This is a genomic window from Roseimarinus sediminis (assembly GCF_050433125.1).
In the GTDB taxonomy this organism is placed as follows: Bacteria; Bacteroidota; Bacteroidia; order Bacteroidales; family Prolixibacteraceae; genus Roseimarinus; species Roseimarinus sediminis.
In genome coordinates, this window is the sequence record NZ_JBNPXV010000010.1 from 129,057 (window position 1) to 141,793 (window position 12,737).

Here is a 12,737-nt window from a genome sequence, read left to right on the forward strand (position 1 = left end):
AATCATTTTTGGGTTGCTTCTTCGAGTAGTCGCGACAGTTCGATTGGATTGATGTTTTCTTTCAGTTTTCCATCGAAAGCATACGAGATGTTTCCGGTTTCTTCCGAAACAATAATAATCTGGGCGTCGGTTGCCATGCTCATTCCAAGGGCTGCCCGATGCCGAAGCCCCAACTGTGCATTACGCATACGCTTATTGGTAACGGGCAATACACAGCGTGCAGCCAGTAAACTTTTGCCCTGAATAATCACTGCACCATCGTGCAGTGGCGAATTTTTATAGAATATCGATTCGAGCAGTGCTACCGAAACCTCGGCATTGATTCGTTCGCCCGTTTCGACATATTCATTCAGTTGTGCGGTATTGGTCAGTACAATGAGCGCCCCTGTTTTTGAGCGCCCCATCAATTCAGCAGCCATTACAATTTTCTTTACCTGTTCGTTGTCGATGTGTTGTTGCTCCCAGGAAAACAGATTTTCGAACGACAAGCCTTTCTTAAACAAATTGTAACGGGATCCGATCAGCATGAAAAACTTCCGTATCTCCTGTTGAAAAACCACCACCAGTGCCAATACGCCCGCAGCCATTACCTGCCCCATGATGGTACTTGTAAGTTCCATTTTTAATCCCTTCACGATGATCCAGGTAATATAAAACAGGAAGATACCCATGAAAATATTGAAAGCTGCTGTTCCCTTAATCGCCAGATACAGGCGATACAACAGGAAAGCCACCATGAGAATGTCGAGCACATCGAGAAAGCGGATATGGATAAAGGCCATCATTATTCGGCAAACTGTTTAATTTTTTCCACAATTGCCACTGCTTCTGCAGCGGCTTTTACGTCGTGAACCCTGAGAATGTTTGCGCCTGCCTGCAAGGCCAGGGTATTTAACACCGTGGTTCCGTTAAGACTTTCGGCAGGCGTTTGCTCCAAAAGCCGGCAAATCATCGATTTTCGTGAAATACCTACTAATACCGGCAGCTCAAAGAACCTGAATGCATCGAGGTGGTTGAAAAGCTGGTAATTGTGATCGATTGTTTTGGCAAAACCAAAGCCCGGATCGATGATTACATCGCTTACACCCAGCTGATGCAGCTGATATACTCCTTTGCTGAGTTCCTTAATCACTTCTTTTGTAACATTTGTGTAGTCAGCCTTGTTTTGCATATTCTGCGGATTTCCCCGCGTATGCATTAAAACATAGGGCACACCCAGTTCGGCAACCGTTTCAAACATGCGCTTATCGAGCGTTCCGCCTGAGATATCGTTGATAATGAAATCGCCAAACTCCTCCACCAGGGTTCGGGCTACCTCCGAACGAAAAGTATCGAGCGAAAGAAGAATATCGGGATAAAGCTTTCTGATTTGCCGCACCACAGGTACCAGTCGCTTAATTTCGATTTCGGCAGTGAGCAAATCAGCTCCAGGGCGGGTAGAACAGGCTCCGATGTCGATAATGCCGGCTCCTGCATCGAGCATCGCTCCCACATGATCGACTGCACTCCCAATGCTGTTGTACAAACCACCGTCGTAAAACGAATCGGGGGTAACATTGAGTATGCCCATGACCAAAGGATGGGTCAGATCGATCAGTTCGCCCTTGTATTTGATGGTGTGTTTCTTGGTAAAATATTTTTTCTCGGCCGGATTGACTATCATATCAATGCATTAACAGTTGAAGTGATGCTTTGAGACAAAACTACAATAATTCAATTTCAATATTCTCAAATTTTTCTACTTTTATTGGCCAAAGAAAAAAAGAAATGAAGAAAACCAACGAACAATACGATCATGTAATTACCCTTTGCCGTTCGATATTCGAACAAAAAATGAAAGACTACGGTATTGCCTGGCGAATACTACGGACCAGTTCAATGACCGACCAGATTTACATTAAGGCACAGCGAATAAGAAGCATAGAGGAAAAAAAGACCCAGCAAATTGACGAAGATGTTCGTTCGGAATTCATCGGCATCATTAATTACTGTGCCATGGCTTTAATTCAACTCGAACTGGGACCATCGGAGAAGGAAGACTTGTCGGCCGAAGAAACCATGGAGCGCTATCTCTCGAAACTTAGCACAGCCAAAGAACTGATGATGCGTAAAAATCACGACTATGGCGAAGCATGGCGCAACATGCGTATCAGTTCGTATACCGATTTAATACTCATGAAACTGAAACGCACCAAGCAAATCGAAGACAATGAGGGAGCGACCCTGATCTCGGAAGGAATCGACGCCAATTATCTCGACATGATTAATTATGCTGTTTTTGCCATGATCAAATTCGAGTTTGGAGCAGAATAAAACAGCTCAGGGCGGCAACTGCCACGATAAACACAAACCTTTTTAAAACTTTTGTAACGTGAAAGTAATTATAACAATTGCACGAATTTTACTGGGTATTACCTTTGTTTTTTCAGGTTTTGTAAAAGGCATCGACCCACTTGGTTCGATGTATAAATTTACCGACTATTTCAATGCCATGCATTTGGGCTGGGCCAGCCAGTTATCGTTTGTGCTTTCTATATTACTGTCGCTTAGCGAATACGCCATCGGCATTGCCCTGCTTTTCAATTACCGGATGAAGTTTTTCTCGTGGCTGGTACTTTTGTACATGACAATTTTCACCCCAATTACCCTTTGGGTGGCCATTACCAATCCGGTAAGCGATTGCGGCTGTTTTGGCGATGCACTGGTGATCAGCAACTGGGCAACATTTTACAAGAATATAGCCCTCCTCCTGCTTGCAGTCCTTGTCTTCAGGAAACGATTCCAAATCAGAAATCATTACAACATTCATTTTCAGAACGCTTATTTCATCCTGTTCTTACTTCTTTTCGGATGGGCACAAATGCACTCCTACAATCATTTGCCGTTGATAGATTTCAGGGCTTACAAAACAGGAAACAATATTCCTGAAGGGATGCTGATCCCCGATGATGCGCCGGCCGATGAATACAATACCGAGTTTATTTACCGAAACAAACAAAGCGGTGTTGAAAAAGAATTCGACGAAAGCAATTATCCCTGGCAGGATACAATCAACTGGGAATATGTCGATTCAAGGTCGATTCTTGTAAAAGAAGGATATCACCCACCCATTACCAACTTTACCATCGAAAATGAATTTGGTGAAGATGTTAGCGATTTCTTTCTGCTCGATCCCGCTTATACCTTCATTGTAGTTGCCTATAATCTGGATGACAGCAGCACAAAGAAACAGGAAAAACTGAATGAGCTGGCTGAAAATGCTAAGCGTGAAGGGATGAATTTTATATGTTTAACTGCTTCGACACGTGATAAAATTGAAGAATTCAAAGCAGCGTACCAGGTACCTTACGAGTTTTTCTTTTGTGATGAAATTACCCTGAAAACAATGATCCGATCCAATCCGGGAGTGCTGTTATTGCAGGAAGGCACCATTCTGAACAAATGGCACTGGAAAGATTTGCCTGAGTTTGATACAGTCAAAAAACAGCTTTCGTCAGATGATGAATAATACAGAACTTATGAATGCCTAAGCAAAGCAGGCAAATTTCATCGATCAAACAGGCAAATGGTAACTAAAAAAAGCGCCACCGGAAACCGGCAGCGCTACCTCAAAAGTTTCTCAACTTTTGTTATTGCAACAGTGAACGAACTTTTTCGGAGATGGCTCTGCCATCGGCTTTTCCAGCCAGTTGTTTGGTGGCCAGTCCCATCACCTTTCCCATATCTTTCATACCGGATGCCCCGGTTTCTGCAATGATCGCCTTTAGCGCATTTTCAAGTTCACTGTCGGACAGCATTTCGGGCAGGAAGGTTTCGAAAACCGCTACCTGCTCCATTTCAGCCTCAGCCAGGTCGCTTCGTCCCTGTTGCTCATAAATGGCTGCTGAGTCGCGCCCCTGTTTTGCCAGTTTGGCAATAATCTTTAACGATTCTTCATCGCTTAGTTCGCTGCCGGCACCGTTGGCTGAACGGGCTTCGAGCATTACTTTCTTAATTCCTCGGAGTGCTTCAAGCTTCACCTTATCTTTGGCTTTCATCGCCTCCTTAATTCCGTTGCTGATATCCTCAAAAAGTGCCATAATGTATCTCCTTTTAGTGTTGGTATGGTATTAATTGTTCTGAAAACAAGACGGTTTATCTATTTAATCGACATTGTCGTGCAAATAACTGTTGTTGTCGCTCAGAAATATTTCGTTGTTTTCGTCGTTCGAAAGCGAGTATTTTGAAACTTTCTTCTCTGCTTTCTGATTGTTCTTCATATTAATTTGCCTGCGCTTGTAGGCAGGGATCTTTTCAAGGTTTTCGATTTCCTCTTCGTCGGTACCCGTAAAATCGATGTTGAATTCTACCTTGCGTGCAGTTTGTTCCTCAAGCGGATGGGTAGCAGGAGTATGCACATTACGATAGAGTGAATCAAAATCGTCGGCAGGCCGTTCATTTTGAAAATGAATTGATTCCTGTATGGCATTCGGTTTTCCTGATGTGCTTATTGGCCTTTTGGCCGCCTGGCTTTCAGAGGAAACACCTTTACGGTCATCGAGCGTATGATAGGTTTTCTCTACCTTTTTATTGGCCAGCACTTCAGGAATCGAACTGGTGCTAAAGCCGGTGGCCACAATGGTTACACTAATTTCATCACCCAGGGTTTCATCAGCACCATTGCCCCAGATGAGGTCGGCATCGTATCCGGCCCGGGCCTGAACAAAATCGGTAATCTGGCCAATCTCGTCCATGGTGATTTCGTCGCCACCCGAGGTTACATTGAGCAGGATGTTGCGCGCACCCTTAATGTTGTTGTTGTTCAATAGTGGTGAGTTGAGTGCTTCCTCAACTGCTTCGATGGCACGGTTTTCACCCGAAGCACGGGCCGATCCCATCAGGGCAACCCCGCTTTGCCTCATCACCGTTTCGACATCGGCAAAATCGACGTTGATGTAACCATGTACCGTAATGATTTCGGCAATGCCCTTGGCCGCAGTTGCCAGCACATCGTCGGCACGGGCAAAGGCTTCCGAAATTTTGAAGTCGCCGTACATTTCTCGAATTTTCTCGTTATTGATGACCAGCAGGGAATCGACATGGCGCTCCATTTCCTGGATCCCTTCGATGGCCTGTTGAATTCGCCGCCTACCTTCGTTCCGAAACGGAAGCGTAACGATGCCCACGGTGAGCAAATCGAGTTCACGACAGGCTTCGGCAATTACAGGGCCCGCTCCGGTTCCTGTTCCACCCCCCATACCTGCAGTGATAAATACCATTTTGGTTCGTTCACCAATGGCTTTTTGTACATCTTCGATGTTTTCCTGTGCAGCCCTGCGACCTACTTCAGGCTTGTTGCCGGCACCACGGCCCTCGGTAAGCGATGAGCCCAGCTGAACGCGGTTCAGTACCGGACTGTTGCTCAAAGCCTGTGCATCGGTATTACACACCATGAAGTCGACATCTTTGATACCGCGACGGCTCATGTGATTTACCGCATTGCTTCCACCTCCTCCAACTCCTATCACTTTAATAATGCCACCTTCGTTCTCGGGCACTTCAAAATTTGTCATAATATCGCTTTCCATACTCATTCTTTTAATGGGTTTACACCGGCATTCACCGGTTTGGCCTTTAACAGCAGTATTCACGGGGAACGAAACCACTGTATGGATCAGACTTAATCGAGATCAGCACTTTTCTCTTCAAAAAAGAGATCGAGCTGTCGTTTCAGCCAGTTTTCCTTTTTCAGCTTTTTGTTGTTTTGTTTTCGTATCGGGTTTTTATTCGTTGCTTCATCCTGCATCGATGGCTCAGGGCTTGTTTGCTTCTTCTCTCCTGCTTCTTCAACCAGTGCATCATCATCAGGAAAGATGTCGGCATCGTTGGTTTCGAGTTCAATTTTTTCTTCAGGAGCTGTCTCCTGTTGCTGAAGAATGGATGAAGGATTGGTTTTAAATCCGGTGGCAATGATGGTCACACTGATTTGTTGACCCAGCGTTTCATCGTAGCCGTTTCCCCATATAATATTGGCTTCCGAACCTGCTTTTTCCTGAAGGTATTCGATGATTTCTCCAATTTCTCCAATGGTAATCTCATCCGTTCCCGAAGTAATATTGAGCAATATCTCGTTGGTCCCAAATATGTCGTTGCTGTCGAGCAGGGGCGATTCGAGTGCCCGCTCCACTGCGCTGAACGAACGACCTTCACCTTCGGCAATTCCGGTGCCCATAATGAAAACCTTGCTTCCGCTCATCACCGTACTGACATCGGCAAAATCGATGTTGATGCTGCCATGCAGGGTAATGATTTCGGCCACTCCTTTTACTGCCGTTGCAAGTATTTCGTCGGCTTTGGCAAAGGCCTGCGATGCCGGCAGGTTTCCGTAAATGGTTCTTATTTTTTCATTATTGATTACCAGCAAACTATCGACGTATGGTTTAATCAGATCAAGACCTTCGAGCGCCTGCTGGTATCGTTTACGTCCTTCGGCTTGTGCCGGAACCGTCACTACCGCAATGGTCAGAATCTTCAGTTCGTGACAGATACGGGCAATAACAGGAGCTGCGCCGGTTCCGGTTCCTCCGCCCAGACAGGCAGTAATGAAAACCATGTCGGTCGTATTTTCGAGCAAGCTGATGATTTCATCCTCACTTTCTTCGGCCGCTTCTCGGCCCAGTTCGGGCATGTTGCCGGCACCACGACCTTCGGTTAAACTGTCGCCCAACTGTACTTTAACGGGAACCGGACTGTTTTCGAGTGCCTGTGCATCGGTATTGCACAATACAAAGCCCACATCGCTGATTCCTTTACGGTACATGTAGTTTACAGCATTACCACCTCCGCCACCAACACCAATCACTTTGATCTGGGCAACGCTGTTTGATTCATTTTTAAAATTGAGTAACTCTTCAGCCATAACTGTAGGGTTTTAAAATTCTGCATCCTGATCTTCGTTAAAGAAGAATGATAACTTTTGAATAAATGCCTCGCCATAATTGGGTCTGGGCCTTTTATTTCGCTTTTTGGCAATCAATTCATCATTTTGGGCTTTTGAATTGCTAAGCGCTTTTTTCAGCAAACCAAAAGCTGTTGCATATTGAGGATTATCGATTACCTTTTCGTTTTCAGAAAGAATTCCGTTAATTGGTTTTCCAACCCTCACATCCATGCCTGTTTTAAACAGGAAAAGCTGACGCAAAGCATGAAGGCGTGCACCACCACCGGTAATTACAATGCCTGCACCCAAACGGTCGGCACAGCCGCTTTTTTCAATCTGGTAATAAACACTTTCGACAATTTCTTCCATACGTGCCTGTATGATGTAGGCCAGGCTCTTAAATGATATTTCCTTGGGTTCCCAGCCACTGATGCCAGGAATGGTAACCACCTTGTTCTCGGGAGCATGCTCGCCCATTGCCGACCCATACTGCACTTTCAGCGATTCGGCCTGTCGCATCACAATGGAGCAGCCCTCGCGGATGTCGTTGGTAACCACATTTCCACCAAAGGGTATAATGGCCAGGTGACGCAGCACATTATCGTAATAAACAGCAACAGATGTTGTTCCGGCTCCAAGGTCGACCAAAACAGTACCTGCTTCCTTTTCGTCGTCGGTAAGCACGGCATCGGCAGCAGCAATTGGATTGACGATGTATTTCACCATCTCAAATCCAGCTTTTTCAAGACTTAATTTCAAGGCCTTGTAATAACTTGCCGGTCCGCTAACTATACGGTATTCGGCCAGTAATTCGGAACCTGAAATTCCAATGGGATTGCGAATGCCGGCCTCTCCATCGACATTGTACGACTGGTTGATCACATGATAAACCATTTCTCCATCATCGAGAGGAGTTGCTTTTGCTTCGTTACACAGCAATTCAATGTCGGCACGCGAGATGATCTTCCCCGTATCGATCGATTTGCTCAGTTGGCGCCCGATGGTGTGCAAATGCTGTCCGGCAACATTTACATACAACCTGCTTACCTTAACGTCGAGCTGAGCGGAGGCTTTTTCAACTGCTTTTTGTACGGCGGCCACAGCCTCTTCAATATTGAGTACTGCGCCACGTCGCACTCCGGCTGAAGCCACAATTGAATGCCCTACAACATTCAGCTTATTATTTTCACCATCACGACCAATGAGGCAAATAATCGTGTTTGTTCCAATATCGACTGATGCAAAAATATTTCCTTCACTCATCATTAGGGGTATTTAATTTTACTTTACTGCTTTATTTCAGTGTACAAACCACCTGATTATTAAATTTCAGATTTATTGTATGGTAGCGATCCCATCCTTTGGACGCGATCCCTTTTTTATATACGGCAAGCAGGTTACCGAACTTCGTTTCGATGTTGCTTGCATCTCCAAAAAGAATCTGATGCTCACCAATTCGTGGTATCATAATCAGTTCTCCATTACGACGGACATCAATCTGTTGAATCAGTGCCGAAAGAAAAGGATCATTGCGCAGGTACTTTACCAGTGGCAAAAGCTGACTGGCAAGCAGTTCCTGACTAATGTGTCCGGTAAATACCAGTACATTGCCGGTATGATAATCGGACAGTGGCAGTTGTTTGCCTGTTTCATTTACGTAATAACCATTGGCTCCATCAACAACACGTAATACAGGAAGTTCCTGTTCGATCATAATTTTAAGCCCGCCAGTGTAATTCATCGAATCATGGCTTGCGTAACCTTTAAAAACCTCCGCATTTTTTACCCAGGCCATACTTTCAACCTTCTGCTCTATTAATTCGGTGTTGAGCGTATCAAGCCGTGTTGAATCGGTAATCCCGAAATGCTTGTTCACAAGCCTTACAATTTCAGCATCCGAAACATAGTGGTAATCCTCTTTAAACCTGACCTCAATGCCCGAATAATAAAGGTGTTTCCGCTCGGCCGAAGTGAAGCTGAGCGAAACCACGATGATGGCCAGTATAAGCAGAAGCATACTTGCTTTTATGATCAGATTGCGCTTCATTTCTTTTCAAATTTGTGATTTAACATTTGAACCAGGGGCTCAACCATGTGATCGATATTTCCGGCTCCCATGGTAAGCAACACATCGTAATGGCTTTTTCTGAGCACTTTAAGCAGCTGATCCATTGAACAAAGTCTTCTTTTTTCCAGCTTCATCTCATTGAAGATCATCGTTGAACTAACTCCTTCAAGCGGGGTTTCACGCGCCGGATAAATATCGAGCAAAATGGCTTCATCGAGCAGGTCGAGACTTTTTGCAAAGCCTTTGTAGAAGTCGCGTGTACGGCTGTACAAATGAGGCTGGAAAACACCCAGTATCTTTTTACCCCCGTAAAGTTCGCGCACCGACTGAATGGTCGCATCCAATTCACCTGGATGGTGAGCATAATCGTCGATATAAACCACTTTGTCGTTCCTGAAGCGGACATCAAAACGCCGGACAACCCCTTTGTATCCAAGCACCGCTTTTTTCACTTCCATGGGATCGGCACCTGCCAGCATGGCAGCAGCCGCTGCACCCACCATGTTTTCGAGGTTCACCCGGCCAGGATAACCGGTACGAACATCATGTATGAGCAGATAAGGTGTTTGTAAGTCGAAAATAAAATGACCATTGATGATGTTCAGGTTACGGATACAAAAATCTGCTTCTTCGTCGATTGAATAGGTATAGCCCTTCACTCCCTGCGGGAGATAATGCATCATGTTCACTCTCTTGTTAAGGAGCACGATTCCCTCGCTGCGGGTATTGGCGATGAACAATGAAAAAGCCTCCCTTAGCGATTCGAGTGAACCATAAATGTCGAGATGATCTGCTTCGAGTGAAGTAAGCACGCTGATTGAAGGATGCAGATGAAGAAAAGAACGATCGAATTCATCGGCTTCGGTAACCACCATGCTTTCTTCATTAAGTGGCAAAACCATGTTTGAGTTGAAATTGCGCGATATGCCGCCAAGAAAGGCGCCCATATCGAAACCGGTTTCATGCAAGAGGTAAGCAATCATGGTCGACACAGAAGTCTTACCGTGGGTTCCTGCAACGGCAATGCAAAAGCGGGAGCCGGTGAGGAACCCCAGTAATTCACTTCGCTTAACGATCTGGTAATTCCTGCTTTTCAGCACCTGTAGTTCGTTAAGCGAATCGGGAACTGCAGGCGTACGAACCACCAGCGAATTGATTGATTTGAAATTATCTGGAAATTGATTGATATCGTCTTCGTAATGAACAGCAATTCCTTCGCTTTCAAGTTGCCGCGTGAGACTTGTGGCCGTCAGGTCATATCCGGCCACATTTTTACCTGTTGCAGCAGCATAGCGGGCCATGGCGCTCATGCCAATGCCGCCAATGCCAAGGAAATACAGATTTGATATGTTATTAAAGTCAATCATCTTCGTTTGGAGCTGTCGATTACAATTTGAGCTATATCTTTTGCTGCATTGGGTTTAGCCAGTTCAGCTATATTTTGGGACAATTGTTGCAAATCTTCAGGCTGCTCAATCAGTTGCAAAGCCTCTTTAATGAGCCTGTCTGTTGCCTCATGATCACTGATCAGCACGGCTGCATTCCGTTCGGCAAGTGCCAGCGCGTTGCGTGTTTGATGATCCTCGGCCACATTGGGCGAAGGCACCAGAATGGTGGGTTTCTTCACCAGGCATAATTCGGATATGGTTCCTGCACCTGCCCGCGATATCACCAAATCGGCGGCTGCATAGGCCAGATCCATTCGTGACAAAAATTGATGAATGTGAACATTGGGCAGTTTCATCGAAGCCGTTTGTTCCATAACTTTTTGATAATAGAAACTACCGGTTTGCCATATTACCTCCACGTCATTCTGCGCCAACAAAGGAAGCGCATCGAGCATGCAGTTGTTAAGCGTACGGGCTCCCAGACTGCCGCCAACGACCAAAAGCACCCTGCGCTGCGGGTCAATTCCAAAATGAGAACAGGCGCCTGCCTTGTCGCTTAACGCTTCGTGCAAATCTCGTCGTACAGGATTTCCGGTGTAGACGATTTTTCCGGCCGGAAAAAAACGTTCCATTCCCTCATAAGCTACACATACTTTATCAACTTTTGCCGCCAATAGACGGTTGGTAATTCCGGCATAGGAATTTTGCTCCTGAATAACCGCCGGAATCTTTCTTTGGGTTGCCACCCGCAACACGGGTCCGCTGGCATAACCGCCTACACCTACCACAACATCGGGTTTGAATTGCTTAATCAAGCGATGCGCACTACGCAAACTTTCAGCCAGTTTGAAAAAGAACTGGAGGGTTTTAATCCCCGGTTTGCGTGGAAATCCCATTACCGGTAAACCAACGATGCGATAGCCGGCAGCTGGTACCCGCTCCATTTCCATCCGCCCCAAAGCACCCACGAAAAGAATCTCACAATCGGGCATTATGTTTTTGAGTTCGTTTGCAATTGAAATGGCCGGGAAGATATGACCTCCGGTTCCACCACCGCTGATTATGATTTTTAATTTTGTCACTTTTAATATTTTATTTCAATGCGATTCTGTTTTATTCAATTGTATCAGTAGATCAATTCACTGCACCCACTTCGGCAAAAGCCTGATCTTCATCAGGCAATTCGCTTTCGACATCGTCCACGGCCCTGGTATCGGCTGCTTCCTGCTTGTTTTGATAGCTCACCCTAAGGATACAACCAATGGCAAAAGCAGTAAACAGGGTTGATGTTCCCCCCATACTGACCCATGGCAGTGTTTGGCCTGTTACGGGCAACAAGCCTACCGAAACCCCCATATTAATCATTGCCTGTAAAACCAGCATGGTAGATAAACCGGCCACCATGAAGGCAGGAAAGGTGCGTTTGCTTTGATTGATAATAATGGCTGCACGACTTGCAAAAATGACGTAGGCCAAAACGACCAGAAAACTAAGCCATCCATATTCTTCAACCAGAATGGCAAAAATAAAGTCGTTATATGCTGCGGCCATGTGGTTCCTCACTTCACTTCCTCCAGGTCCTGAACCCAGCTGGCCACCCCGATAAATAGCCATTTCGGCATAATCAGCCTGGGTCATTCCTATTTCTGAATTGGGATCGCCTTTAACAAAACGATCAATCCGTCCTTTTACGGTGTCGAAACGACCCACATTAACGTGGGGGGCAAGAAAATATATGAGCGCCACCAGGGCTACGCCGGCACCTACTGTTGCAAGTAGAAATTTGAACGGAACGCGTCCAACAAACATCAGCACCATGATGGTAACAAACAGCAATGCTGCCGTTGAAAAGTTAGCCATTGAAATTGCCGCACAAATGAGCCCGCTAACACCAATTATGACAAGAAAGGTCTTTCGCGAAGGTTGATGATCTTTGTCCTGATGATTGGCCAGCAAGCGCGATACAAACAACACCAGTGATATTTTCGCCAACTCGGCAGGCTGGAAGCTGATAGGGCCCAGGCTGAATGTACGACCCGTAGCTTCTCCCCCAACATTCAGCACAAGCGCCGTTACAATGAGAATAAAAGAAAGCCCCAGCAGGATGGGCGAAAAAATTGAAAGGTATTTTACCGGCATCCAGTTCACAACGCCTGTAATGATTCCAAAACCAACTCCAAGCATTAAAAGCTGTTTCAGCAGGTAGAAAAAAGTATCTCCTCCCATCTTGCGATAAGCCAGCGATCCGGTTGAGCTGTAAACTACCAAAAGCGAAAACAGCGATAACAGAATAAGTACCATCCATATTCCCCGGTCTCCTTTTAATAATTTGAAAATTTTATTCATATTGAGCCTTTCTTTT

The 12,737-nt window shown here is 45.6% G+C and carries 12 protein-coding genes; 2 read left to right on the top strand and 10 right to left on the bottom strand.

The window, feature by feature from the left end; genetic code table 11:
• Nucleotides 1–2: 2 nt before the first annotated feature.
• Nucleotides 3–785 carry a diadenylate cyclase CdaA gene (gene cdaA, locus FHS86_RS13790; protein WP_429414738.1) on the bottom strand — a complete coding sequence of 261 codons (783 nt, stop codon included), beginning with the start codon at nucleotides 783–785 and terminating at the stop codon, nucleotides 3–5.
• The gene (gene folP / locus FHS86_RS13795) at nucleotides 785–1,663 is read right to left on the bottom strand and encodes a dihydropteroate synthase (protein WP_429414741.1); all 879 of its coding nucleotides are present in this window, start codon (nucleotides 1,661–1,663) and stop codon (nucleotides 785–787) included. The genes cdaA and folP overlap by 1 nt, the downstream gene beginning before the upstream one ends.
• Before the next feature lie 104 nt (nucleotides 1,664–1,767).
• On the opposite strand from folP, the gene FHS86_RS13800 reads away from it, so the two are divergent.
• Nucleotides 1,768–2,313, top strand: a complete 546-nt coding sequence (locus tag FHS86_RS13800) for a DUF1599 domain-containing protein (protein ID WP_429414743.1) — start codon at nucleotides 1,768–1,770, stop codon at nucleotides 2,311–2,313.
• Between the two features lie 58 nt (nucleotides 2,314–2,371).
• Entirely contained in the window at nucleotides 2,372–3,508 is a 1,137-nt protein-coding gene (locus FHS86_RS13805; RefSeq protein ID WP_429414745.1) for a BT_3928 family protein, read from the top strand.
• Between the two features lie 121 nt (nucleotides 3,509–3,629).
• Here FHS86_RS13805 and FHS86_RS13810 read toward each other — a convergent pair whose 3' ends face one another.
• The 8 genes from FHS86_RS13810 to FHS86_RS13845 all read right to left on the bottom strand — a co-directional run bounded on the left by FHS86_RS13810 (nucleotide 3,630) and on the right by FHS86_RS13845 (nucleotide 12,721).
• Nucleotides 3,630–4,079 (bottom strand): GatB/YqeY domain-containing protein, encoded by a 450-nt coding sequence (locus FHS86_RS13810; protein ID WP_429414747.1) that lies wholly within the window; start codon nucleotides 4,077–4,079, stop codon nucleotides 3,630–3,632.
• Nucleotides 4,080–4,142: 63 nt separating this feature from the next.
• Complete coding sequence (gene ftsZ, locus FHS86_RS13815; RefSeq protein WP_429414749.1) at nucleotides 4,143–5,567, bottom strand: cell division protein FtsZ; 1,425 nt, start codon at nucleotides 5,565–5,567, stop codon at nucleotides 4,143–4,145.
• Between the two features lie 92 nt (nucleotides 5,568–5,659).
• Nucleotides 5,660–6,898 (bottom strand): cell division protein FtsZ, encoded by a 1,239-nt coding sequence (ftsZ, locus tag FHS86_RS13820; RefSeq protein ID WP_429414752.1) that lies wholly within the window; start codon nucleotides 6,896–6,898, stop codon nucleotides 5,660–5,662.
• Between the two features lie 12 nt (nucleotides 6,899–6,910).
• Nucleotides 6,911–8,182 (bottom strand): cell division protein FtsA, encoded by a 1,272-nt coding sequence (ftsA, locus tag FHS86_RS13825; protein ID WP_429414755.1) that lies wholly within the window; start codon nucleotides 8,180–8,182, stop codon nucleotides 6,911–6,913.
• Nucleotides 8,183–8,213: 31 nt separating this feature from the next.
• Nucleotides 8,214–8,966 carry a cell division protein FtsQ/DivIB gene (locus FHS86_RS13830; protein WP_429414758.1) on the bottom strand — a complete coding sequence of 251 codons (753 nt, stop codon included), beginning with the start codon at nucleotides 8,964–8,966 and terminating at the stop codon, nucleotides 8,214–8,216.
• Nucleotides 8,963–10,354 (bottom strand): UDP-N-acetylmuramate--L-alanine ligase, encoded by a 1,392-nt coding sequence (murC, locus tag FHS86_RS13835; protein ID WP_429414761.1) that lies wholly within the window; start codon nucleotides 10,352–10,354, stop codon nucleotides 8,963–8,965. Before murC ends, FHS86_RS13830 begins: the two co-directional genes overlap by 4 nt.
• Entirely contained in the window at nucleotides 10,351–11,457 is a 1,107-nt protein-coding gene (gene murG / locus FHS86_RS13840) for an undecaprenyldiphospho-muramoylpentapeptide beta-N-acetylglucosaminyltransferase (protein WP_429414764.1), read from the bottom strand. Before murG ends, murC begins: the two co-directional genes overlap by 4 nt.
• A gap of 52 nt (nucleotides 11,458–11,509) precedes the next feature.
• Nucleotides 11,510–12,721 carry an FtsW/RodA/SpoVE family cell cycle protein gene (locus FHS86_RS13845; protein WP_429414767.1) on the bottom strand — a complete coding sequence of 404 codons (1,212 nt, stop codon included), beginning with the start codon at nucleotides 12,719–12,721 and terminating at the stop codon, nucleotides 11,510–11,512.
• Nucleotides 12,722–12,737 lie beyond the last annotated feature (16 nt).

Bases quoted from the DNA above. Each gene is read 5' to 3' on its own strand.
- folP (WP_429414741.1), bottom strand. From the start codon at position 1,663: ATGATAGTCAATCCGGCCGAGAAAAAATATTTTACCAAGAAACACACC.
- cdaA (WP_429414738.1), bottom strand. From the start codon at position 785: ATGATGGCCTTTATCCATATCCGCTTTCTCGATGTGCTCGACATTCTC.
- FHS86_RS13845 (WP_429414767.1), bottom strand. From the start codon at position 12,721: ATGAATAAAATTTTCAAATTATTAAAAGGAGACCGGGGAATATGGATG.
- murC (WP_429414761.1), bottom strand. From the start codon at position 10,354: ATGATTGACTTTAATAACATATCAAATCTGTATTTCCTTGGCATTGGC.
- FHS86_RS13830 (WP_429414758.1), bottom strand. From the start codon at position 8,966: ATGAAGCGCAATCTGATCATAAAAGCAAGTATGCTTCTGCTTATACTG.
- FHS86_RS13800 (WP_429414743.1), top strand. From the start codon at position 1,768: ATGAAGAAAACCAACGAACAATACGATCATGTAATTACCCTTTGCCGT.
- ftsZ (WP_429414749.1), bottom strand. From the start codon at position 5,567: ATGGAAAGCGATATTATGACAAATTTTGAAGTGCCCGAGAACGAAGGT.
- ftsA (WP_429414755.1), bottom strand. From the start codon at position 8,182: ATGAGTGAAGGAAATATTTTTGCATCAGTCGATATTGGAACAAACACG.
- FHS86_RS13810 (WP_429414747.1), bottom strand. From the start codon at position 4,079: ATGGCACTTTTTGAGGATATCAGCAACGGAATTAAGGAGGCGATGAAA.
- ftsZ (WP_429414752.1), bottom strand. From the start codon at position 6,898: ATGGCTGAAGAGTTACTCAATTTTAAAAATGAATCAAACAGCGTTGCC.